Below are 22,837 nucleotides of genomic sequence, written 5' to 3'. Positions count from 1 at the left end.
TAGCGGATTCAGGCATTTCAAGTGCAAAGGGCCAAAGAACTTGTATAGCGCACTCAAACGGGGTTGTCTACAGGCCAAGCATGGCAAGCTCATGCTGTGGATAGCGCGCGCCCTGCACGCTGGCGGGCGCGAAGGCGGCGCCGATGGCGGCCAGTTCGGTTTCGCTCAGGGTGATCTGCGCAGCAGCCACATTCTCTTCCAGGTGCGTCACGCTGCGGGCGCCAGGAATGGGCACGAGATCGGCGCCCTGGGCCAGCAGCCAGGCCAGTGCCAGCTGGGCCGCTGTGGCGCCGCGCGCCGCCGCCAGGCGCTGCAGCTCGGCAATCATGTGCGCGTTGGCCGCCATCGCCAGCGGCTGGAAACGGGGCAGGCTGTGGCGGTAGTCATCCGGCGCCAGTGCGGCGCTGGACGTGAGCTGGCCCGTCAGGAAGCCCCGGCCTAGCGGGCTGTAGGGGACGAAGCCGACGCCCAGCGCGCGGCAGGCCGGCAGCACTTCGGCTTCCACGTCGCGGCTCCACAGCGAATACTCGGATTGTACGGCCGCAATCGGGTGCACGGCGTGGGCGCGGCGCAGGGTGGCGGCCGATACTTCCGACAGCCCCAGGTTGCGCACCTTGCCCGCGCGCACCAGATCGGCCATGGCGCCCACGACGTCCTCGATGGGCACGGCGGGGTCCACGCGGTGCTGGTACAGCAGGTCGATACACTCGATGTCCAGCCTGGACAGCGATGCTTCCACGGCGCGGACGATGTGCTCGGGGCGGCTGTCCACGCCCGCCATGCGTTCCACACCCTGGCCGTGGGGCAAGATCTTGAAGCCGAACTTGGTGGCCACACTGACCTTGACTTTGCCGCGCAGCTGCTTCAGGGCGCGGCCCACCAGCTCTTCGTTGGCGTAGGGGCCGTAGACTTCCGCCGTATCGATCAGGGTGACGCCCAGTTCCACGGCGCGGTGCAGCACGCGCAGCGAGGTGGCTTCGTCGGCGCCGCCGTAGGCAAAGCTCATGCCCATGCAGCCCAGGCCGATGGGGGCGACGCGCAAGCCGGACTTGCCCAATGTTCTGTATTCCATTTCCATTCCTCGTCAAAAAAGATGCAATGAGTATGGACGAAGCAACAGCATGCGATAAGATCACTTATTCTGCATGTATTACTGAATATGGCTCATTAATCTTTTTCCTCCATCATGGCTGACCTGAATGAATTGACGGCCTTTGCCGCCGTCGCCCGCCTGCGCAGCTTTCGCAAGGCGGCCCTCGAACGGGGCGTGTCCGCCTCGGCCCTGAGCCATGCGCTGCGCACGCTGGAAGAGCGCCTGGGCGTGCGCCTGCTGAACCGCACCACGCGCAGCGTCACGCCGACCGAGGCGGGGCAGCAGTTGCTGGCGCGCCTGGCGCCGGCCATGCGCGAAATCGATGATGCCTTGCTGGACCTGAGCACCTTGCAGGATGTGCCTGCAGGCAAGCTGCGCCTGAACGTGCCCCGTCCGGCCGCGCGGCTGCTGCTGGCGCCCATGCTGAGCTGTTTTGTGGCCCGCTATCCGCGCGTGCAAGTGGAACTGGTTACCGATGACGGCATGATCGATATCGTGCGCGACGGTTTTGACGCGGGCATCCGCTTCGGCGAGCAGGTGGCGGCCGATATGATTGCCGTGCCTGTGGGCGCGCCGCAACCGTTCTTGGTGGTGGCGTCGCCCGCCTACCTGGCTGCGCATGGCGCACCGGCCACGCCGCACGCGCTACTGGAGCATGCCTGTATCGGTCGGCGTTTTCCCAGCGGGCGCCAGTATGCGTGGGAGTTCGGGCAGGAGGGGGAAGCCGTCAGCATCGCCGTCAGCGGTCCGCTGGTATTCGACGATGATGAGCTGATGCTGCGCGCGGCCCGCGATGGCGCGGGACTGGCGTATGTGTACGAGGCCGATGCGCGCGCCGATATCGCGGCGGGGCGCCTGGTCAATGTGCTGGAGCGCTGCTTGCCGCCGCCGTCCCGTTACTTCCTGTATTACCCCAGCAGGCGGCAGATGCCGGCCGTATTGCGCGCCTTTGTCGACATGCTGCGTGCGCCGCCGGTGTAGTCAGCCGGTGGCCGGCGGCGCGCCATGCTCGACCGGCCACTTGATCGTAAACAGGCTGCCGCCCGCCTTGCCGCGCGTGCACACCGCGCTGCCGCCATGGGCCCGGGCGATGGCTTCGACCACGGCCAGCCCCAGGCCGCTGCCCGCGTTCAGGTCGACACGCGCGCTGTCGCCGCGGCGGAACGCCTCGAACACGTGCGGCGCCAGTTCCTCGGCAATACCGGGACCCGCATCCTCGACGCTCAGGTAGTACTGGCCGGCCTGTACGCGGGTGCGCAGGCGCAGCAGGCCCGGATGCGCATAGCGGCGCGCGTTGTCGAGCAGGGCCAGCACGATTTGCCGGATGCGCGCGGCGTCGCAGCAGACGGGATGGTCGGACAGGTGCAACTGCAGGGAAAAGCCGGCCGCTTCCATGTCCGGCGCCAGCAGGCGGCCCACTTCCTCGATTTCCAGCGTCAGGTCCGTCCACGCCATGCGCAGCTGCATGTAGCCGCTGTCGGCCAGGCTCAGGGTGCGCAAGTCCTCGATCAGGCGGCCCAGGTCCTCGACTTGCGATAGCAGGCTGGAAAACGGCACTTCTTCGGGCTTGAAGACGCCGTCGACCACACCCTGCAAGGTGCCGCGCAGGATGGTCACGGGCGTGCGCAGTTCGTGCGCGATGGCGGCATTCCACGTCTCGCTTTCCTTGGCCGCCCGCTGCAGGCGCTCGGCCATGCTGTTGAAGTCATCGACCAGCATGGCCGTCTCGCCCAGGCTGCGGTCGCCCGCGAAGGCGCGCGCGGACAGGTCGCCATGCGCCACGCGGCGCACGCTGTCCATCACCGAATTGATGGGTTTCAGGATGCGCGAAGCGAGTTTGATGGCGAAAAACGCGGCCAGCAGCAAGCCGAAGATGGTGATGGCGAAGATCCACAGCCACTCGACGGTACTGGGCGACCAGTCGTCGGGTTCGGACAGCATGTTGGGGTCGATCTTGAAGGCGACGGCAAAGAAGATCCATGAACCCATCCAGATGAGCAGGATGCTGCTAACCATCAGCACGGACATCGACAGCACGATCTGCCGGTTCAAGCCTGTGAAGCGCATCAGTCGCTTTCCAGCCGGTAACCTACGCCGCGCAGGCTGGCCGGCATGTTCATGACGCCCGCTTCCTCGAGCTTCTTGCGCAGCTTGCTGACATGGCTGTCCACCGTGCGTTCCAGCGAATTGCTCTCGGGCATGCACGACTCCAGCAATTCCAGGCGGCTGCAGACGCGCCGCGGCGTGCGCGCCAGGTGGGCCAGCAGGCGAAATTCCGTCAGCGTCAGGCTGAGCATGAGGGGCTGGGGCGCGCCTTCGCGCAGCACGCTGGCCACATACGTTTCCTGGTCGATTTCGATGGCCCCGCAGCGCAGGCGCTGGCCGCCCACCGGGTGGTGGCGCACGCGCGAGCGGCGCAGCACGGCCGCCACGCGCGCCACCACTTCGGCTGGATTGAAGGGCTTGATGATGTAGTCGTCGGCGCCCACGCGCAGGGCGGCCAGCTTGTCCGCATCCTGGTCGCGCGCCGTGAGCATGATGACGGGCGTTTCGCCGCGCCGCCGCACTTCCGTCAGCACGCCCCAGCCATCGACCTTGGGCATTTGCACGTCGAGCAGCAGCAGGTCCGGCGCCAGCGCCAGGTGCTGCTGCAGCGCTTCCTGGCCGTCCAGGGCGAAGGCCGTGCGGTAGCCATCTCGCTCCAGGTAACCGGCGAGGATGCGGGCGATTTGCGGTTCATCTTCAGCGATCAGGACGAGGGCGGAAGGGGGTATGGTGGCAAGAAACGAGGGCTGCGTGGCGCTGTGATGATAGTTCATATAAATAGTCTAGCATTCTTCGCGCTCTCCATCGAATCTCCACATTTCTTTGACGAAACATCCACGCAAGGCTTTTATGCTGCGCTTATCTGTCGACCGGACCGCCGGTTGGGATCCGCCATAGAGAAAAGTCATGCCAGTAAAGTACCTCACCAGGAAAAACATATTCATCGCCGCGGCACTGCTCAGCCTTGCCGCCTGTTCCAAACCCGCGCCGGAAGAAGGCGCCGCACCGCCCGCCGCCGTGACGGTGCTCAAGCTGCAAGCGGCGCCCGTGGTCCTCAGCGACGAATTGCCGGGCCGCGTGGCCGCCTTCCGCACGGCCGATATCCGCCCGCAGGTGGGCGGCATCGTGCTGCGTCGCCAGTTCGAGCAGGGCGCCGAAGTGAAGGCGGGGCAGAAGCTGTTCCAGCTCAACCCCGCGCCGTTCCAGGCGGAAGTCGATTCGGCCGCCGCCGCCCTGCAGCATGCGGTGGCCACGGCGAACCGCGCCAGCAGCCAGGCCGACCGTTTGAAACCGCTGGTGGAGGCGGACGCCATCAGCCGCCAGGCATATGACGATGCAGTTGCCCAGCGCGAGCAAGCCGTGGCCACCGTGGCGCAGGCGCGGGCCAGCCTCGCGCGCCGCCGCCTGGACCTGGCCTTTGCCAGTATCGAGGCACCGATTGCCGGGCGCATCGGCTCCGAACTGGTGACCGAAGGCGCGCTCGTGGGCCTTGCCGATGCAACGCCGATGGCGCGCATCCAGCAAATCGACAAGGTGTATGTCGACGTGCGCCAGCCAGCCGCCGCGCTGGCAGCGCTGCAAGCCTCAGGCAACGGAGGCGCTGACAAGCTGCCCGTGACGATCCTGGGCGCGGACGGCCAGCCGCATCCCGTGACGGGGCGCATCCTGTTCTCGGGCATCAGCGTCGATGCGGGCACGGGCGACGCCGTCATCCGCGTGCTGGTCGACAATCCGCAGCGCCAGCTCTTGCCGGGCATGTTCGTGCGTGCCCGCATCGCCCGCGCCGTGCAGGCAAATGGCGTGCTCGTGCCGCAGCAAGCCGTCTTGCGCAGCAGCGATGGCCAGGCGCAGGCCTGGGTGCTCGATGGCACGCACAAAGCCAGCCTGAAACCGATTGCCGTGGGCGACGTGGTCGAGCACCAGTATGTGGTCAACGGCGGATTGAAGGCCGGTGAAACCGTCGTCATCGAAGGCCAGGAACGCTTGCAACCAGGCGCCACCGCCGCGCCCCAGCCGTGGAAGCGCGCTGCCGCCGTTGCCAAAGCACCTCCCGTCAGCGCCGTGCGCTGAGCCGTACGCATTGAAAGTGTACTTACTGAAAGTGGTTTAATCACATGCCTCAATTTTTCATCAACCGCCCCGTCTTTGCGTGGGTGGTGGCGGTCTTCATCGTCCTGTTCGGACTGATCGCCATACCGCAATTGCCGATTGCGCGCTTTCCTTCCGTGGCGCCGCCTAGCGTCAGCATCAGCGCCAACTACCCTGGCGCCACGCCGCAAACCATGAACGATTCCGTGGTGGGCCTGATTGAACGCGAGCTGTCTGGCGTCAAGCACCTGCTGTATTTCGAGTCGTCCACCGATACGTCGGGTTCGGCCTCGATCACCGTCACTTTCCAGCCCGGCACCGATCCGGAAATGGCGCAGGTGGACGTGCAAAACCGCCTGAAAGCCATCGAACCGCGCCTGCCGCAAGCCGTGCGGCAAAATGGCCTGACGGTGGAATCTGCGTCGTCGGGCTTTTTGATGATCGTCAGTTTGATCTCCGAGAATGGCCAGCACGATGAAGTAGCGCTGGGCGACTACCTGGCGCGCAATGTGACGGAAGAACTGCGCCGCATTCCCGGCGTGGGCAAGGTGCAGCTGTTCGGCTCCGAGCGGGCCATGCGCATCTGGGTGGACCCGGCCAAACTGGTATCGTACAACATCGCCATGGGCGAGCTGACGGCCGCCATCGCGCAGCAAAATGCGCAGATTGCGCCCGGCCGCCTGGGCGACTCGCCCGCCGTCGAAGGCCAGCGTGTCACCATTCCGCTGACGGTGCAGGGCCAGCTGCAAACGCCGGCCGAATTTTCCGCCATCGTGCTGCGCGCGAATGCGGATGGCTCGAAAGTGACGATTGGCGACGTGGCGCGCGTGTCCTTGGGGGCGCAAAGCTTCAACTTCAGCATCCGCGAAAACGGACAAGCCGCGTCTGGTGCCGCCATCATGCTGTCGCCGGGCGCCAACGCCGTGCAGACGGCCGCCGCCGTGCGCGCGCGCATGGCCGAGCTGGCGCACACCATGCCTGCCGGGATCAAGTACTCGGTGCCGTTCGACACGGCGCCGTTCGTGAAAATCTCGATTGAAAAGGTCATCGTCACCTTGCTAGAAGCGATGGTACTGGTGTTCCTTGTCATGTACCTATTCCTGCAAAAGATACGCTACACGCTGATTCCCGCCATCGTCGCGCCGATTGCCCTGATGGGCACTTTTACGGTGATGCTGCTGGCCGGCTATTCGGTCAACGTACTGACCATGTTCGGCATGGTGCTGGCCATCGGCATCATCGTCGATGACGCCATCGTGGTCGTGGAGGCGGTGGAGCGCCTGATGGCCACCGAAGGCTTGTCGCCAAAGGAAGCGACGTCGAAAGCGATGCGCGAAATCACGGGCGCCGTGGTCGGCATCACCCTGGTGCTGACTGCCGTGTTCATCCCCATGGCCTTGGCCAGCGGTTCCGTGGGCGCCATCTACCGCCAGTTTACGCTGGCCATGGCCGTGTCGATCCTGTTTTCGGCGTTTTTGGCGCTGACCCTGACGCCGGCCCTGTGCGCCACCATGCTGAAACCGATCGGCCCGCACGACCACGATAAAAAGGGATTCTTCCTGTGGTTCGACCGCCAGTTCGAGCGCATGACGGCCCGCTATGAAAAGGGCGTGGTGGCGATGCTGAAACGCGCCGGCCGTTCGATGGTGCTGTATGGCGCCATCGTCGCGGCGCTGGGCGTGGCCTTCATGCAGCTCCCATCGGCCTTTTTGCCCGAGGAAGACCAGGGTTATTTCATCACCTCGATCCAGCTGCCGTCCGACGCCACCATGGAGCGCACGCTCGATGTCGTCAAACTGTATGAGCAGCACGTGGCCACGCGGCCCGGCATTGAGGTGAATCAATCGATCCTCGGCTTCAGCTTTTCCGGCGCGGGACCAAATGCGGGCCTGGCGTTCACCATGCTGAAGGACTGGAAAGAGCGCAAGGGCGCCACGGCGCAGGAAGAAGTGGCGCTGGCGCAGGCCGCCATGTCGCAGGCGAAGGAGGGCGTGATCATGAGCCTGATGCCGCCCGCCATCGATGAACTGGGCAACTCGTCCGGCTTTTCCCTGCGCCTGCAAGACCGCGCCAACCAGGGTATCAACGCTTTGCAGGCGGCGCAGAACGAGTTGCTGGGCCTGGCCGCGCAAAGCAGCAAGGTGGCGGGCGTGTATCCGGACGGCTTGCCGCCCGGCGCCAGCGTGCGCCTCGATATCGACCGCACCAAGGCCGAGGCATTGGGCGTGTCATTTACAGCCATCGCCGACATGCTGACGGCGGCCATGGGCTCGACCTATGTCAATGATTTCCCGAATGCTGGCCGCATGCAGCAAGTGATCATCCAGGCCGATGCCGCCGCGCGCATGCAGTTGAACGACGTGCTGGCCTTGCGCATCCGCAACAACGCGGCCGGCATGGTGGCCTTGGGCGAGCTGGTGCGCCCCGTGTGGAGCGAATCGCCGCTGCAACTGGTGCGCTACCAGGGTTATCCGGCGGCGCGCATTTCGGGCAGCGCGGCGCCCGGCGTGTCCAGCGGCGAGGCCATGCTGGAAATGGAACGTCTGGTGAAACAGCTGCCGCCCGGCTTCACGCTGGCGTGGACGGGACAGTCGCTGCAAGAGAAGGAATCGGCTTCGCAGGCGCCCATGCTGATGGCACTGTCGATGCTGGTGGTCTTCCTCGTGCTGGCGGCCCTGTATGAAAGCTGGTCGATTCCCGTCTCCGTGATGCTGGTGGTGCCGCTGGGATTGCTTGGCGCCGTGCTGGCCGTGATGGTGCGCGGTATGCCGAACGATGTGTTCTTCAAGGTGGGCATGATCACGATCATCGGCCTGTCGGCGAAGAATGCCATTTTGATCGTCGAATATGCGCGCCAGTTGCAGGCGCAGGGCAAGGGGCTGGTCGAAGCGACAGTGGAAGCGGCCCGCTTGCGTCTGCGCCCGATTCTGATGACGTCTTTGGCGTTCGCGCTGGGCGTCGTGCCGCTGATGCTGGCCACGGGCGCCAGCGCCGAGACGCAGCATGCAATCGGCACGGGCGTGTTCGGCGGCATGATCACCGCCACCGTGCTGGCCGTGTTCTTCGTGCCCGTGTTCTTTGTCGTGGTGCTGGGCGCCGTGGACAAGATGGGCAGGTACTTCAACAAACGCAGTAATCGCATCGCCGTCAAGGCGGTGGAAGGAGAGTTGTAATGCGTTTATTTTTTATTACGCCGCTGGCTGCGCTGGCCTTGTCGGCGTGTTCCTTGACGCCGCCGCTGGTCAAGCCGGCGCCGCTCATTCCCGCCAGTTATGAGGCGACGCCGACAGTGGCGCCAGGCATGGCGGACACTGCGGCCGACCTGGGCTGGCGCCAGATGCTGCTCGATGCGCGCCTGCAGCGCCTGGTCGACATCGCACTGGAAAACAACCGCGACTTGCGCGTGGCCTCGCTCAACGTGGAAGCCGTGCGGGCCCAGTACCAGATCCAGGATGCGGGCCGCACTCCGGCCATCGGCGCCAATGCGGGCGGTGTGCGCCAGCGCGGCGCCGATGCGGTGACACAGAATCAGTTCACTTCGGGCATCGCCATGAGCGCGTTCGAGATCGACCTGTTCGGCCGCCTGCGTTCCCTGTCGGACGCCGCGTTTGCCCGCTACCTGGCCACGCAGCAGGGCCAGCGCGCCGCGCACATGGCCTTGATCGGGGCCGTGGCCGATGCCTACCTGGAACAGCGGCTGGCGGAAGAGCAACTGGCGCTGGCCCGGCAAACCCTGGCCGACTGGCGCCAGGCTTTGATCTTGACGCAGCGCCTGCACGGCGCGCAGCAGGGCAGTGGCCTGGACGTGGCGCAGGCCGAAGGGCAGGCCGCCACGGCGGAAGCGGATGTGCAGGCCCGGGAGCGGGCCAGCGCCTTGGCGCGCAACAACCTGGAGCTGCTGCTGGGCGCGCCCCTGCCAGCAGATTTGCCGGCCGGCCGCGCACTCGACGGCCAGCCCGTGCTGACGCAGCTGCCGCCCGGGCTGCCGTCGGACTTGCTGGTGCGCCGGCCCGATATTTTGCAAGCCGAGTACACGCTGGTGGCGGCAAATGCGGAAATCGGCGCCGCCCGCGCCGCCTTCTTCCCCCGTCTGTCCTTGACGGCGTCGCTGGGCATGGCCAGCCCGGAGCTCGGTGACCTGTTCCGTGGCAGCGCGCGCAGCTGGTCGTTCGCGCCGCAAATCACCCAGCCCCTGTTCCAGGGCGGCCAGCTGCGCGCGGAGCTGCAACTGTCGCGCCTGCGCAAGGACGTGGCCGTGCTGCAGTACGAGCAAGCGATCCAGGCGGCGTTTCGCGACGTGCGCGACGGCCTGGCCGGCAGCGCCACGTATGCGCAGCAAATCGATGCGCAGCAGCGCGTGGTGGTGGCGGCGCAGCAGCGCCAGCGCCTGTCGCAGCTGCGCTACGACGCGGGCCAGGACAGTCGCCTGGAATTGCTGGATGCGCAGCGCCAGTCATATGCGGCCCAGCAAACCTTGCTCGACGTGCGGCGCGACCAGTTCAAGTCGGCCGTGGCCCTGTACAAGGCGCTGGGGGGAGGGCTGGAAGAGTAGTCGCTGCGCGGGCCTGGCCCGTACACGCCCCGATCGATCGCTTGCGCTCCAGGCTCCAGCCCGTCGTGTGTTCGGCTGCAGGCTGGCCGTCCGCCTGGTGCAGGCTGTCGGTCCAGAGGATTTCCGTCAAGCGCAGCTTGAACTGCTCGGTCGGCATGTCATTGGGATGGGTTTGCAACTCGATTTCGCTGATCAGGGCGTCGCGCAGGGCGATGGCGATGACGGGGCGCCCCTGGATGCGCGCCGCGTTGCTGACGTCTGTCGTTAATTGCTGCTGTATGCCCTGGCCCTGGTGCAGCGAAACCAGTTCCATGCAGTTCGTCCTATCCTGGAATGTGGCGCCATCGTCCCAGATGGCATCGTTGCCAACCCTGACCTCGTGTTCGGCGCCTTGCCGAACACGAGGTCAGGGTTGGCGGGTTCCGGCAAAATCAAATCCATGACGCGCTCCTCCGCCTGATGTCAGGCGCCGCCGTGCGACAGGCAGCCCTTGTACCGATGTGGCCTGGCCCAGCCTGCCTCGCTGGCCTGGTCGACAAAACAGATGGTCAGCTGCGCAAAGCCTTGCGAGGTGAAATACACGCTGGCCGTGGCATCCTGGCGCTCACGGGTGATGAACCACTGCGCGTCGCCATGCGCCAGGCCCAGGCTGGCAACGCGGTGCACGAACAAGTCGGCGTTGCCGCGCGGCACGATGGCCACCCGCAAGTCGGCTTCGGCCATGTTGTTGGTCTGAAAGATGCGCGCCACTGTCCTGCCTCCTGTTTCAATCGTGCCTGCGACTATACATCGATTATGTTGCTTAACGACAATTAAAAACGGCGGTGGAGACACTTTTTTTCCACCGCTGCATCCAAAAGCGCGCATGGGGGGTAGTACCGGGGTGCGCTCGCTGCAACAGCGGCTTGGGCGGCACTTCCATTCACTCACTTACCGGAGTCACGCTCATGTCCACACTGCCATCCTTGCCATTTGCCAAGCTGTTGCTCGCTTCCGCCGTCGCCATCACCTTGTCCGCCTGCGGGGGCGGCGACAGCCACGATGATGTCGTCGTCACGCCTCCGCCGCCACCGCCGCCAGCGGTCGTCACGGGCGACGTGTTTGTGCTAACGGCCAGCAATAAACTGTTGTCGTTCGACCGCGCCGCGCCGGGCACCATTCGCAGCACGGTCACCGTGACGGGCCTGCAGGCGGGGGAAAACCTGCTGGGCATCGATTTCCGGCCCGCCGATGGCCAGCTGTATGGCGTTGGCAGCACGGGCCGCATCTACACCTTGAATGGCAGCACGGGCGCCGCCACCGTGAAAGCCAGCCTGGCGGCCGATGCAGCCGACACCACGGCGCCCTACACGGCGCTGGCCGGCACGGAATTTGGCGTCGATTTCAACCCCGTCGCCGACCGCCTGCGCATCGTCAGCAACACGGGCCAGAGCCTGCGCATCAATGTCGATACGGGCGCCACCACCACGGATGGCAACATCAATGGCGGCGTGGCCAGCACCGCCATCACGGCTGCCGCCTATACCAACAGTTTCGCCGGCACGGCCAGCACCACTTTATTTGTCATCGATGGGGTCAACGCTACCCTGTACACGCAAAATCCGCCGAACAACGGCACCCTGGCCGGCGCCGTGCCGCTGGGCGTCACCGCCACGGCGGTGGCCGGTTTCGACATCGATGCGCGCACGAACACGGGCTACGCCGTCATGACGGTGGCCGGTGCGCGCAAGCTGTACAGCGTCAACCTGGCGGCGGCCAGCGCCCCGGCGACCCTGGTAGCGGCCATCGGCGTGACGGAAGAGCTGCGCGGCATCGCCTTGACGCCGCTGGCGGCGCCCGTCGCCTACGGTTTGACGGACGATGGCCGCATCGTCACCTTCAAGACGGCTACGCCAAACACGCTCGATGCCAACGTGGCCGTCACGGGCCTGGCGGCGGGCGAGCGCCTGCTGGGCTTTGATATTCGTCCCAAGGATGGCCTGCTGTACGGGATATCCTCGACGGGCCGTATCGTCACCATCGACCCGGCTACGGGCGCCGTCACCGTCAAGGCGACGCTGGCGGCCGAAGCGGCGGACACCAGCGCGCCGTACACGGCCATCGCCGGCACGGCCTTCGGCGTCGACTTCAATCCCGTCGCCGACCGCCTGCGCGTGATCGGTAACACGGGGCAAAGCCTGCGCATCAATGTCGATACGGGCGCCACCACCACCGATGGCGCCATCAACCGCGCGGGTGCGGCGCCTGTCGTCACGGCAGCGGCCTATACCAACAGCTTTGCGGGCACGGTGACGACCATGCTGTTCGATATCGACACGGCCAGCGCCAGTCTCGCGCTGCAAAACCCGCCGAATGACGGCACCCTGGCCAATGTGGGGCTGCCGGGCGCGCTCGGTGTCGCCGTGGCGGGCGACGTAGGCTTCGATATCGCGGGCGGCGCCAACGGGCTGGCGCTGGCGGCCCTGCGCACGGCGGCCGGCGGCCCCAGCTCGCTGTACCGCATTGACCTGGCGACGGGGGCGGCGGTGCTGAGCGGCGGTGCGGCCACGCCGGCCCTGTCGGCTATCGGCAATGGGACGGTGGGATTGAGCGATATCGCCATCGTACTGAAATAGGGCAGCTTCGCCGCAGCCTTTGCATTCATTCAATAATTCCAGTATTATGGAATTATTGTTGACATTCACAGGCTGCGGCGCATGGTGCCCGCGATGCCGCATCGCACGGGACCATAGCCGCATGCTGACCGCTTTCCTCATCTTTCTCGCTACCCTGATCCTCGTCATCTGGCAACCGCGCGGCCTGGGTATCGGCTGGAGCGCCGTCATCGGCGCTTGCGTCGCCTTGCTGGCCGGCGTGATCCACTGGGGCGACATCCCCGTCGTCTGGCATATCGTGTGGAACGCCACTGGCACCTTCGTCGCCGTGATCATCATCAGCCTGCTGCTGGACGCGGCCGGCTTCTTTGAATGGGCCGCCTTGCACGTGGCGCGCTGGGGCGACGGCAGCGGGCGCAAGTTGTTTGTCTTGCTGGTCTTGCTGGGCGCCGCCGTGTCCGCCGTGTTCGCCAACGATGGGGCCGCGCTGATCCTGACGCCCATCGTCATCGCCATGTTGCGGGCGCTGAAGTTTTCCACCAGGGCCACGCTGGCCTACGTGATGGCGGCCGGTTTCATCGCCGACACGGCCAGCTTGCCGCTGGTGGTGTCGAACCTGGTGAATATCGTCTCGGCCGATTTCTTCAAGATCGGCTTTGCCGAGTACGCGTCTGTGATGGTGCCCGTCAACGTCGTCGCCGTGCTGGCAACCTTGGCGGCCTTGCTGCTCTTTTTCCGCCAGGATATTCCACGCGACTATGAAGTGGCGCAGCTGAAACGCCCGGACGCCGCCATTCGCGACCTGGCCACCTTCCGCGCCGGCTGGGTGGTGCTGGCGCTGCTGCTGGTGGGCTTTTTTTCCCAGGAACACCTCGGCGTGCCGATCAGCCTGATCGCCGCCGCCGGCGCCGCACTGCTGCTGGGCGTGGCGGCCAAGGGCCACGTGATTTCCACACGCCACGTGATCCGCCATGCGCCGTGGCATATCGTTGTCTTTTCGCTCGGCATGTATCTGGTCGTGTATGGCTTGCGCAATGCGGGCTTGACGGCTTACCTGACGGGCATGCTGAATCACTTTGCGCAGTACGGCGTGTGGGGCGCGGCCATGGGCACGGGCGTGCTGACGGCGTTATTATCTTCCGTGATGAACAACCTGCCGACGGTGCTGGTGGGTGCGCTGGCCATCGACCCCACGACGGCGCAGGGAGCTGTGCGCGAAGCAATGATCTACGCGAACGTCATCGGCAGCGACCTGGGGCCGAAGATCACGCCTATCGGCAGCCTGGCTACCTTGCTGTGGCTGCATGTGCTCGACAGCAAGGATATCCACATTTCCTGGGGCTACTATTTCCGTGTCGGCATCGTGCTGACCGTGCCCGTGCTGCTGGTGACCCTGGCGGCATTGGCGCTGCGCCTGGGGTGATGCCAGAGGCGAATATCGTTTACTAGACGATCGGTCAGATTTGTTGCTATACTGGTCGCATGAGCAAAAAATCCTCCGCTGACATGCGCCAGCACCTGATCAATATCGCCAAGGCACTGATGGCAGAGAAGGGCTACACGGCCGTGGGCCTGGCGGAACTGGTGGCGGCGGCCGGCGTGCCGAAAGGTTCCTTTTACTATTATTTCAAGTCGAAAGAAGAGTTTGGGCAAGCCTTGCTCGACGATTATTTCAGCAGCTATCTGCAGACGGTCGACGCCTTGCTGGCGGGGCCTGGCAATGCCCGTGAGCGCCTGCTGGCCTATTTTGACAACTGGAGCGCGACCCAGGCAAGCAGCGCGCCGGAAGGCAAATGCCTGGTGGTCAAGCTGGGTGCCGAAGTGTGCGACTTGTCGGTGGACATGGGCGCCGTGCTGCAGCGAGGCACGGGCGCCATCCTGGAACGCCTGATGCTGTGCGTGGAAGCGGGCCATCTCGACGGTTCCGTGGCGACGACGACGCCGGCGCGGATGCTGGCGGAGTCCCTTTACCAGTTGTGGCTGGGCGCTTCCCTGATGGTCAAGGTCGCCAGGAACGGCGGGCCGTTCGACTCGGCGATGGTGACCACGCAACGGCTGCTGTCGTAGGCATTTTTTTAATCACAAACTAGACGACCGGTCAGTTATGTCGGTTTTTTCTCACAGAACATGAAAGCAATACGATGATCGAGCAGCATGAAAGCGATTTGTTTTCTCCCGTCAAACTGGGTGCGCTGGCCCTGGCGAACCGCATCGTCATGGCGCCGCTGACGCGCAGCCGCATGGACGACGATGGCGTGGCGCTGGCCGTGGCACCGCGCGAGGCGTATTACGGTGGTGGCGCCCATGGCTACACCGACTGGCTCGCAAGCCCGTACTGATTTCTTTTTCACCCAACTAGGGAGCGCAACATGAACAACACCACTTATGTACAGGATTACCAGGCGATTGTCGCCGTGCTGAATCGATACAATGCGGGCGGCGCGCAGGCCGACAGCAGCATCATGCGCCCGGCTTTCAGCAGCCAGGCCACCATTTTCGGCGTCGATGGCGAAGATAAACTGACGGGCGGGCCTATCGAGGGCCTGTTCGAGATCATCGACAGTGCCTTCCGGCCATCGCCGCAGGCGCAGGCGGCTATCGTGCGCGTCGATATCGTGGGCACGGCCGCCAGTGCGCGCGTCGACACGGATGATATCTCGGGTTTCCGCTTCACCGACTTTTTCAACCTGCTCAAGGTGCAAGGCGAGTGGAGCATCGTCAGCAAAATCTATCACACGCACGCAGGCGCCTGACGCACAGGCGGGTACAGGGGCATCAGATGCTGTATCGTGTGGCGTCGAGCATGCGGGGAGAAGGAATGAAACTGATACTGATAGGCGCCACCGGCCTGGTGGGCCGCGAAGTACTGCGCCTGGCGCTGATGGACGCGCGCGTCAGCAAGGTTGTGGCGCCAGCGCGCAAGGCTTTGCCGGCGCATCCAAAACTGGAAGCGCCCGTCGTCGACTTCGATCACTTGCCGCCCGACGCGCCCTGGTGGCAGGCGGATGCCGTCATCTGCACCCTGGGCACGACCATGAAGGTGGCCGGCACGCGGCAGATGTTCATGCGCGTCGACCACGACTATCCCCTGGCCGTGGCGCGCCTGGCACTGGCGGCCGGCACGCGCACGTATGCGCTCAACTCCGCCGCCGGCGCCAACGCCGCTTCGCGCTTTTTCTACAACCGGGTCAAGGGCGAGCTGGAACGCGACCTGGAAGCGCTGGGCTTTGCCTCCCTCACGCATGTGCGCCCCGGCCTGATCGGCGGCGAGCGCGACCTGGCCCGGGCGGGCGAGGGCGCCGCCTTGCGCCTCCTGCGTGTGCTGGGCCCCGTGCTGCCGCGCCGCTGGCGCATCAATCCCGCACCGCGCATCGCCCGTGCCTTGCTGGAGGCGGCCATCGCCGCTGCGCCAGGCGTGCATGTGGTGACGTCGGAACATCTGCTGTGAAGGGCGGAGCCGACTAATTTCCCTTCCTGTTTTTGAAAGGATAACAATGCAGACAGTACGTCCTTACCGGGCCAGTGACCGCGATAGCTGCCTGGCCCTCTTCGATGGCAATACGCCGCGTTTTTTCGACCTCTCGGAGCGCGCCGGCTTTGCCGCCTGGCTCGATACGTCGACGAACCCGTATCTGGTCATCGAGCGCATCGTCGATGGTGACGCGCGCATCGTCGCCTGCGGCGGCCATGCGCTGGACGCGGGCGGCGCCGTTGCCAGCCTGTGCTGGGGCATGGTGGCGCAGGATCTGCATGGGCAGGGACTGGGCCGCGCGCTGACGCAGGCGCGCCTGGACGCCATCCGTGCCCTGCCGGGAGTCGCCAGCGTGAGCATGAATACCAGCCAGCACACGCAGGGTTTTTATGCGCGCTTCGGTTTTGAGACAGTTAAAGTGACGCCGGACGGCTTCGGGCCAGGCATCGACCAGTGGGATATGCACCTGTCCCTGAAAAACGGGGAGCCTGAACATGGTCATATCGCCCCCGTGCCACTGGAAAAAGCCTATCGCCTGCTCAACCACGGCCCGTCCATCCTCGTCTCTGCCCGCCATGCTGGCATCGACAACGTCATGGCCGCCGCCTGGGCTTGCGCCCTTGATTTTGCGCCACCGAAACTGACCGTGGTGCTGGACAAGGCCACGCGCACGCGCGCGCTGGTCGAGAGCAGTGGCACGTTTGTCATCCAGGTGCCGACGGCGGCGCAGCTGCAACTGACGTATGCCGTGGGCACGCACAGCCTCGACGCGCAGCCCGACAAGCTGGCGCGCGCCGGCGTGCAGCTGTTTCACATGGCAGGTTTTGATTTACCGTTCGTCGCCGGCTGCTCAGCCTGGCTGGCCTGCCGTTTGATTCCCGAGCCGCACAACCAGGCTGCGTATGATCTGTTCATCGGAGAGGTGGTGGGCGCCTGGGCCGATACGCGCGTGTTTCGCGACGGGCATTGGCATTTCGAGGAGGCCGATCCATCCTGGCGCAGCCTGCACTATATCGCGGGCGGGCGCTTTTACGCGATTGGCGAAGCGCTCGACGCGGATACCTAACTAATCGAGGGCGATGATACGGTCGTTTGCTCCGGGCACGCAGCCGTCGGCGATCGGTTCCCAGCCCCGGTGCACCACCACCTGCTTGCCGTCGTGGCAGATTTCCACGCGTTCGCTGGCGGGCAGGCGCTGGCGCGCGAACGCTTCCAGACTGGCCGGCAGGCTCACTGCCAGCTGCATCGTGCCGATGGCCTCCGGCGGATGGTCGTCCATATGTACCAGGGGGACGAAAATCGAACCGACCATCAGCCAGCGCGCGCCCACGTCGACGGGGGCGGGCGCATACGGCGCGGCGCGCAACCAGTCCTGGGCGCGCGCGCGCAAATCACTGCCCTCGGCCAGCTCGCCCCAGGCGGCGGCCAGCAATTCCACCACCCATTGATTGCAATTCTGGTATTTCAGGCTGAACGCATAGGCGTTGGCGCTGTAGCGGCCAGCCAGCAACTGCTGCACGCGCACCGGGTCGAGCAGGGCGCGGCGCAGGGGCGGCACGGTTTCCGCAGGCAGTTTCACGACAGAGATGTAGCCGAGTGAGGGATTGTCCGTACCCAGTGCGAAACCGGCCGTGCCCTGGTCGAAGATGCGCGGGCGGCCTTCGTCGCAGGCGTAGTAGAGCTGGCGCGCGGACCAGCCCTTGTCATCGTCATGACGCCAGGCCAGCGCAGCGTGCGAATAGCGGATGCCGAAGCGGGCCAGGTCCAGGCCGGAGCGGCTGATCAGGGCCACGCTGCCTTCGCTGGCGGCCAGCTCCTCGCGCACCACGGCGGCAAAGCGCAACAGGCGATCCTGCTCCGTGGCCGTGAGTTCCTGTGCGCGGTCGCAAAAGCGCGATGAGGCGAGCGAAGTAGCTGCCTGGGCGGTGCCAGCCAGGACCAGGGCGGCGCAGCAGGCCAGCAGCCGCGCCAGGTGACGCGAGGTCAAACGAGGGATCAAAGGCTGACGGGACGCGTGGCCAGTTCGCCGTACCAGTCATCGGCCAGCACGAGGAAGAAGGCGGCGCGCGTGTCGTCGCGCGAGAATTCGATGCCGTAGGCGCGGTTTTGCGCATGTACCATGTCGCCCTGCGCCAGCTGCTGCTTGTCGAGCGCCGCTTGCGGCAAGTCCAGCACCAGCGGCGTTGCCGTGGCATCGGCCTGCATCGTCAGGCGCGTCATGCCGTCGCGGCCCGGCATGGCGGCCACGTCGATGATGCGGTAAGGGCCATTGGCCACCTTGTTGTCGCGCGAGGAGCTGTTGCTCGAACCGTTGAGCGAATCGGAAATGCTGCCGCTCGACTGGGAACCGGCGCTGGAGGCCGAAGAAACGAAGCTGTCGGCGTTGGCGTTGCACGCCATGGTCAAAGCTGCGGCCAGGCCGAGCATGCGTAGGGAGGTAGTCAAGGCAGTTTTCCAGTGGACGTCAATGAAAGCGGGGCCGGGTCCATCCCGGCTGCGCCATCATAGCAGATCGGCTATCAGCTGAGCAGTACCTCGATCAGGCCCTTTGCTTCGGCCGACGGCTCGGTGCGCAGCGCCTGCAGCACGGGATCGTGCTCCAGGTAGGCTTGCAGCGGAGCGCTGACGGTGACGTTGGCCTGCGGTAGCGGCGAGGGCACGGGCGCGAGCGCCTTGGCCAGCAGCAGGGTATCGCGCAAGCCTTCGGGCGGCAGCATGATGGTCGAGCCGGGCAAGGCATTGACGGCATCAGCGACGGGCAGCGGCACGCTCAGCTGGCGCATCAGCGCGCGGCCAATCACTTCCAGGGTGGATGCCATCTGGATTTCCAGCTGGGCGTACAGGCCCGGGGTCTTGTCGGCCTGGGCCAGCATGTAAAAGCCGGCCACTTCATGCACGATGCCGGCGAACAGGGCCGTATCGGCATCCGTGTGCGTGACGGTGCCAGCCAGCGCATGCGCCAGCGCCGCCACGTGCACGGTGTGTGCCCACAGCTGGGTGGCCCGGGCGCGCAAGGCTTCGTCGCGGATGCCGGCGTTCAACTGGCGGATCACGGCCGCCGTCGCCAGCGCATACAGGTTGCGGTGGCCAAGCCGTTCGACGGCGGCGCGCACGCTGGTGATGGCGGGCGCCTGGCCCGGCGAGAACAGGGCCGAATTGGCCAGCGCCACGGCACGTGCCGACAAGGTCGGTTCGCACAGCAGCAGCCGGCTGATGTCGGACGAATGGCAATCCGGGTTGGCCAGTTCCTTTTGCAGGAGCAGGGCCGTGTTGATGCTGGTGGGAAAGGCCAGGGTTTCCGTTTCGGCACTGGCCAAAAGTTGCGCCAGGCTGCTGAGCGTGTTGACGTGCATGGATAGGGGGGAGCGAGAAGTAGCAATGCCCCATCTTATCAGGCAATCCGGCTCGCATGGCGCCCGCCAGCCTTTTCAGCCATGCGCCTGCCCGGGGGCAAGCTGTTGCGCGGCGTTGCCGAGGCCGTCACTGTCAAGGCAGCAGCAGCGTATGCTGGCTGGCCGTATGAAAATCGCGCCACACGCGGTTGATGGTGCTGTCTTCGCGGGCTGCGTACAGGCCGCAGTAAGGATACAACGCGTCGACGGCCGCGCGGCAGACGGCCACCAGGGCCAGCGAAGTGGTTTGCACGGCCTGCATGGCGTCGTCGTCCAGCGCCGCGCCGGCAGCCACTTGCGCCCAGCTGTCGTCCAGCACGGTGTAGTAGCGGGTGCGGGCGGCGGTGAACGCATCTTTCCTGTCCTGCAACATGTTGGCCACTTCCGGCACGTCCAGCAGCGGCAAGCCGGCGCGCGCATGGCGGCGATGGCGCATGCATGCTTCGGCCAATTCCATGAAATGCCCGGCCATGCCGGCCATATTCGCGGCCAGGGTCACATAGGCTAGCGAGTAAAACGGGTAGCGGTACAGGGGGCCGCCAGCCGTCGCGGCTGCGGGGCTGATCGTAAAACCGTGTTCCTTGCTCAGCCACTGGCCGTCGATGCGGTAGCTGTGCGAGGCGCTGGCGCGCATGCCGATGCTGTTCCACGATGGCACCAGTTGCACCAGCGCGGCAGGGACCAGGAAGGCGCGGATGCGCGGCTTGCCTTCTGCATCGAGCAGGGGCTGGCCATCGCGCTGCAGCCGGGCGTTCAGGGTGAAATGCGTGGCCATCGGCGCGCCGCTGGCGTAATCCCAGCTGCCCGTGATGCGGTAGCCGTCGCCTTCCTCGTCCGCGCAGCCCGTGGCCGCTCCGCTGCCGCCCAGGCAGACACGGGGCGTGCCGATGATGCTGCGCGCCATGTCAGGGGCCAGAAAACCCGCGAACCAGCCCGCGCCCGCGCACAGGGTCAATACCCAGCCCATGCTGCCGTCGACGGCGGCCACTGCTTCTTCCAGGCGCACCACGTGCGGCAAGGGCAGCTCGGCGCCGCCCGCGCTGCGCGGCGCCAGCATCGTCAGCCAGCCGCGCCGGTGCAGCAAGGCTTGCTGGGCCGGATGCAAAAAGCGGGCGGCGTCGGCTGCCGGCGCATGGCGGGCGATGCGGCGGGCGTCGCGCTCGCAAAGGGTATCGATGACAGCGTGCGGCATGGGCAGAATCCGGCAATGGCGAAGGCGGGCATTTTCGCACAGCCCGGCGCGCCGGGGCCAGCCTTCGCCCGTTATCGTCCCAGTCCGGTGCCTCCAAGCTGCAGGAACGGGGACGCCATGAGCAGATCGGGAACGTCATCTATGCCACCACCGCAGTGCTGCGCAGGTGACAGCGGTGATCGTTCCCGTCGGACAATAAGGGTGGCGATAGGGCCGGACGGCAAGGCTATTTGCCGATTTGTTTGCTGACCACATTTTCCTGCTGGTTCAGGGCGCGCTGGTCTGCCTTGGTGATATGGCCGTTATCGAGCTTGGCCATACTGCGCTCTTCGCGGCGGATGCTGCGGTCTTCGCGGTGCAGGGCGGCCGCCTGCCCTTTGGTGATGTCGCCTTCCTTGACTTCCTTGTGGATGCGCGCGTTTTGATGCGCGAGGCGGTTGTTCACCTGTTCGCGGCGCGGATGGTTTTTCTGCCAGGTCGTTTCTGCGGCAAAGCTGCTGGCGGTAGCCGAGGCAAGAGTCATCAGGAGGATGGCGGACAGAGTGGTGGTTTTCATTGCAGTCTCCAGGTGGATGGTCAGGGATGTGACCCTGCTCAAACGTGCCGCCGGGGCCGCTGGTGCACAGCATATTTGTTTCAAATGTAAGCAAATGTGGCTGGAACGGCGGTTTTGCCGCATCATTGAGCGGACCAGTGCCACCACCAGGAACATCGCCATGAGCGCATCGGCTGCGACGCAATTGAACCGCTGGCAAGATGTCAGTGCCGGCCTGTCGATCGCCGGCCTGCTGCTGCCGGAAGCGGTGGCGTATGCCAGCATCGGCAATCTGGCGCCCCAGGCGGGTATCCTGGCCCTGTTCGCCGGTTTACTCTGCTATGGCGTGCTGGGCACGAGCCGCTTTGCCATCGTTTCAGCCACGTCGTCATCTGCCGCCGTGCTGGCCGCCGCCATGGCGTCCATGCCGGGCGGTACGGCGGGGCACCGGCTCATGCTGATGGCGGGATTGGTGATGTTGACGGGGGCATTTTTCCTGCTGGCCTGGGTGGCCCGGCTGGGCAGCGTCACGCAATTCATCGCCAAGCCGGTATTGCGGGGCTTTTCCTTCGGCCTGGCCATCGTCATCATCGTGAAACAGCTGCCCGGCGTGCTGGGCGTGCAGCCGCCGCAGGGCGACATGCTGCACCTGGTGCCCGGCTTGCTGGCGCGGGCAGGGCAGTGGAACGGGGTTGGCGCGGGCCTGTGCGCGGCGGCCCTGCTGTTGCTGTTCCTGCTGCGGTGCCGGCGGCGCTGGCCCGCCGGCCTGATCGTCATTGCGCTGGGCATAATTGCAGGCCGCTGGCTGGATCTGCCTCGCCACGGCGTGGCCCTGGTGGGCGCCATCGATGTCAGCCTGGCCATGCCCGTCCTGCCGCGCCTGACGCAAGAGGAATGGACGCGCCTGGCCGAGCTGGCGTTTGCACTGGCGCTGATCCTGTATGCCGAATCGTATGGCGCCATCCGCAGTTTTGCCTTGAAGCACGGCGATCCTGTGGCGCCCGAGCGCGACTTGCTGGCGCTGGGCGCGGCGAATGTGTTGGCGGGATTGCTGCAAGCCATGCCGGTGGGCGCCGGCTATTCGGCCACCTCCGCCAACGAGGCGGCTGGCGCCACCTCGCGCCTGGCGGGCCTGGTGGCCGCCGCCGTGGTAGGCCTGATCGTGCTGACCCTGCTGCCGCTGGTGGCGTTCACGCCCGTACCCGTGCTGGCCGCCGTGGTCATCCACGCGGTCAGCCATACCCTGAATCCTGTTTCTTTGCAGCCATACTTTGCCTGGCGCCGCGACCGCCTGCTGGTGCTGGCGGCGATTGCCGGCGTGCTGCTGTTCGGTGTCCTCGACGGCTTGCTGGTGGCCATCGCCATCAGCCTTCTGCTGATGCTGCGCCGCCTGTCGCGGCCGGGCATGTCCGTGCTGGGGCGGCTGGGCAACAGCCACGACTACGTCAAGCTGGCGCTGCATCGCGATGCCCGGCCGCAGCCGGAGCTGCTGATACTGCGTCTCGATGAACCCCTGTTCTTTGTTAACGCCGAGCGCAGCCTGCACCTGGCGCGTGCCATGCTGGAAGAGCGGGCCGGTCCGCTGCGCAAGGTAATCCTCAGTCTGGAAGAGTCGCCCGACCTCGATGGCAGCAGCGTCGAAGCCTTGCGCGACTTTGCCGCGTTTGTGCGTCAGCAGGGGCTGGCGCTGGCGCTGGCGCGGCTGAAGGAGCCGGCCTGCAGCGTGCTGCAACTGGCCTTGCGCGACATGCTGGCTGTCCAAGCCGGGCCGGCACTGCTGCTCAGTGAGTTGAGCGTGGCCGAGGCCGTGCGACTGCTGGACGGCGCCACGCCTGAACAGTAGCGGCGACTATGCTACGCTGGCGGCCAGGCG

Annotated in this window: 22 protein-coding genes and 1 pseudogene; 13 read left to right on the top strand and 10 right to left on the bottom strand. The window is 65.7% G+C overall.

Going from position 1 to position 22,837, the window contains the following annotated elements:
- Positions 1-67: 67 nt before the first annotated feature.
- On the bottom strand, positions 68-1,072 hold the full coding sequence (locus tag C8C89_RS19465) for an aldo/keto reductase (RefSeq protein ID WP_133991949.1): 1,005 nt from the start codon (positions 1,070-1,072) through the stop codon (positions 68-70).
- 114 nt (positions 1,073-1,186) lie between these two features.
- Between C8C89_RS19465 and C8C89_RS19460 the strand changes: the two genes are divergently transcribed.
- On the top strand, positions 1,187-2,074 hold the full coding sequence (locus C8C89_RS19460; RefSeq protein ID WP_133991947.1) for a LysR family transcriptional regulator: 888 nt from the start codon (positions 1,187-1,189) through the stop codon (positions 2,072-2,074).
- On the opposite strand, the gene C8C89_RS19455 is transcribed toward C8C89_RS19460, so the two are convergent.
- Both C8C89_RS19455 and C8C89_RS19450 read right to left on the bottom strand, forming a co-directional pair.
- Entirely contained in the window at positions 2,075-3,160 is a 1,086-nt protein-coding gene (locus tag C8C89_RS19455; RefSeq protein ID WP_101481025.1) for an ATP-binding protein, read from the bottom strand.
- On the bottom strand, positions 3,160-3,912 hold the full coding sequence (locus C8C89_RS19450) for a response regulator (protein ID WP_101481026.1): 753 nt from the start codon (positions 3,910-3,912) through the stop codon (positions 3,160-3,162). The genes C8C89_RS19455 and C8C89_RS19450 overlap by 1 nt, the downstream gene beginning before the upstream one ends.
- A 133-nt stretch (positions 3,913-4,045) precedes the next feature.
- Here C8C89_RS19450 and C8C89_RS19445 point away from each other — a divergent pair, with 133 nt between their 5' ends.
- Genes C8C89_RS19445 through C8C89_RS19435 form a run of 3 tightly spaced genes read left to right on the top strand, consistent with a single transcriptional unit; the run spans position 4,046 to position 9,779 of the window.
- A complete protein-coding gene (locus tag C8C89_RS19445; RefSeq protein ID WP_101481027.1) occupies positions 4,046-5,209 on the top strand; it encodes an efflux RND transporter periplasmic adaptor subunit in 1,164 nt (387 codons plus the stop codon).
- Positions 5,210-5,253: 44 nt separating this feature from the next.
- On the top strand, positions 5,254-8,400 hold the full coding sequence (locus tag C8C89_RS19440) for an efflux RND transporter permease subunit (RefSeq protein WP_133991944.1): 3,147 nt from the start codon (positions 5,254-5,256) through the stop codon (positions 8,398-8,400).
- Positions 8,400-9,779: an efflux transporter outer membrane subunit gene (locus C8C89_RS19435; protein ID WP_133991941.1), complete on the top strand. Its 1,380-nt coding sequence runs from the start codon at positions 8,400-8,402 to the stop codon at positions 9,777-9,779. Before C8C89_RS19440 ends, C8C89_RS19435 begins: the two co-directional genes overlap by 1 nt.
- On the opposite strand, the gene C8C89_RS27195 is transcribed toward C8C89_RS19435, so the two are convergent.
- Together C8C89_RS27195 and C8C89_RS19425 are read right to left on the bottom strand one after the other, a co-directional pair.
- On the bottom strand, positions 9,727-10,092 hold the full coding sequence (locus tag C8C89_RS27195; RefSeq protein ID WP_208327734.1) for a hypothetical protein: 366 nt from the start codon (positions 10,090-10,092) through the stop codon (positions 9,727-9,729). The two genes, C8C89_RS19435 and C8C89_RS27195, sit on opposite strands and share 53 nt — an antisense overlap.
- 149 nt (positions 10,093-10,241) lie before the next feature.
- Positions 10,242-10,529, bottom strand: coding sequence for a DUF6150 family protein (locus tag C8C89_RS19425; protein WP_133991938.1), 288 nt, complete (start codon positions 10,527-10,529; stop codon positions 10,242-10,244).
- A gap of 197 nt (positions 10,530-10,726) precedes the next feature.
- On the opposite strand from C8C89_RS19425, the gene C8C89_RS19420 reads away from it, so the two are divergent.
- The 8 genes and pseudogenes from C8C89_RS19420 to C8C89_RS27400 all read left to right on the top strand — a co-directional run bounded on the left by C8C89_RS19420 (position 10,727) and on the right by C8C89_RS27400 (position 16,911).
- Entirely contained in the window at positions 10,727-12,394 is a 1,668-nt protein-coding gene (locus tag C8C89_RS19420) for a DUF4394 domain-containing protein (RefSeq protein WP_243858122.1), read from the top strand.
- 121 nt (positions 12,395-12,515) lie between these two features.
- Positions 12,516-13,796 (top strand): arsenic transporter, encoded by a 1,281-nt coding sequence (locus C8C89_RS19415; protein ID WP_133991936.1) that lies wholly within the window; start codon positions 12,516-12,518, stop codon positions 13,794-13,796.
- 59 nt (positions 13,797-13,855) lie between these two features.
- Positions 13,856-14,440, top strand: a complete 585-nt coding sequence (locus C8C89_RS19410; RefSeq protein WP_208327733.1) for a TetR/AcrR family transcriptional regulator — start codon at positions 13,856-13,858, stop codon at positions 14,438-14,440.
- A 74-nt stretch (positions 14,441-14,514) separates the two neighbouring features.
- Positions 14,515-14,712, top strand: coding sequence for a hypothetical protein (locus tag C8C89_RS27540; RefSeq protein ID WP_279587399.1), 198 nt, complete (start codon positions 14,515-14,517; stop codon positions 14,710-14,712).
- Positions 14,713-14,742: 30 nt separating this feature from the next.
- Positions 14,743-15,126 (top strand): nuclear transport factor 2 family protein, encoded by a 384-nt coding sequence (locus tag C8C89_RS19400; protein ID WP_133991934.1) that lies wholly within the window; start codon positions 14,743-14,745, stop codon positions 15,124-15,126.
- A 65-nt stretch (positions 15,127-15,191) separates the two neighbouring features.
- Complete coding sequence (locus tag C8C89_RS19395) at positions 15,192-15,821, top strand: NAD-dependent dehydratase (RefSeq protein WP_133991932.1); 630 nt, start codon at positions 15,192-15,194, stop codon at positions 15,819-15,821.
- A 46-nt stretch (positions 15,822-15,867) separates the two neighbouring features.
- Positions 15,868-16,305: pseudogene (locus tag C8C89_RS27405) on the top strand (GNAT family N-acetyltransferase); the annotation flags it as partial.
- On the top strand, positions 16,306-16,911 hold the full coding sequence (locus C8C89_RS27400; RefSeq protein WP_133993548.1) for a flavin reductase family protein: 606 nt from the start codon (positions 16,306-16,308) through the stop codon (positions 16,909-16,911). It abuts the pseudogene before it with no gap.
- Here the strand turns inward: C8C89_RS27400 and C8C89_RS19385 are convergent, their stop codons facing one another.
- From C8C89_RS19385 to C8C89_RS19365, 5 genes are all read right to left on the bottom strand, one after another.
- Positions 16,912-17,832, bottom strand: coding sequence for a DUF2145 domain-containing protein (locus C8C89_RS19385; protein ID WP_133991930.1), 921 nt, complete (start codon positions 17,830-17,832; stop codon positions 16,912-16,914).
- Between the two features lie 8 nt (positions 17,833-17,840).
- Positions 17,841-18,272, bottom strand: a complete 432-nt coding sequence (locus tag C8C89_RS19380; RefSeq protein ID WP_133993546.1) for a hypothetical protein — start codon at positions 18,270-18,272, stop codon at positions 17,841-17,843.
- Positions 18,273-18,364: 92 nt separating this feature from the next.
- Positions 18,365-19,198, bottom strand: a complete 834-nt coding sequence (locus tag C8C89_RS19375) for an HDOD domain-containing protein (RefSeq protein ID WP_243858120.1) — start codon at positions 19,196-19,198, stop codon at positions 18,365-18,367.
- A gap of 133 nt (positions 19,199-19,331) precedes the next feature.
- Complete coding sequence (locus C8C89_RS19370; protein WP_133991928.1) at positions 19,332-20,429, bottom strand: acyl-CoA dehydrogenase; 1,098 nt, start codon at positions 20,427-20,429, stop codon at positions 19,332-19,334.
- A 226-nt stretch (positions 20,430-20,655) separates the two neighbouring features.
- On the bottom strand, positions 20,656-20,952 hold the full coding sequence (locus tag C8C89_RS19365; protein WP_243858314.1) for a hypothetical protein: 297 nt from the start codon (positions 20,950-20,952) through the stop codon (positions 20,656-20,658).
- 193 nt (positions 20,953-21,145) lie between these two features.
- Here C8C89_RS19365 and C8C89_RS19360 point away from each other — a divergent pair, with 193 nt between their 5' ends.
- Positions 21,146-22,807: a SulP family inorganic anion transporter gene (locus tag C8C89_RS19360; protein WP_133991926.1), complete on the top strand. Its 1,662-nt coding sequence runs from the start codon at positions 21,146-21,148 to the stop codon at positions 22,805-22,807.
- The last annotated feature ends 30 nt before the right edge of the window (positions 22,808-22,837 follow it).

Origin of the sequence: Janthinobacterium sp. 75 (assembly GCF_004365495.1) — a bacterium.
Taxonomy (GTDB): Bacteria; Pseudomonadota; Gammaproteobacteria; order Burkholderiales; family Burkholderiaceae_D; genus Janthinobacterium.
The sequence above is the reverse complement of the archived record's forward strand: the minus strand, read 5'-3'. Positions and strand labels throughout refer to the sequence as shown.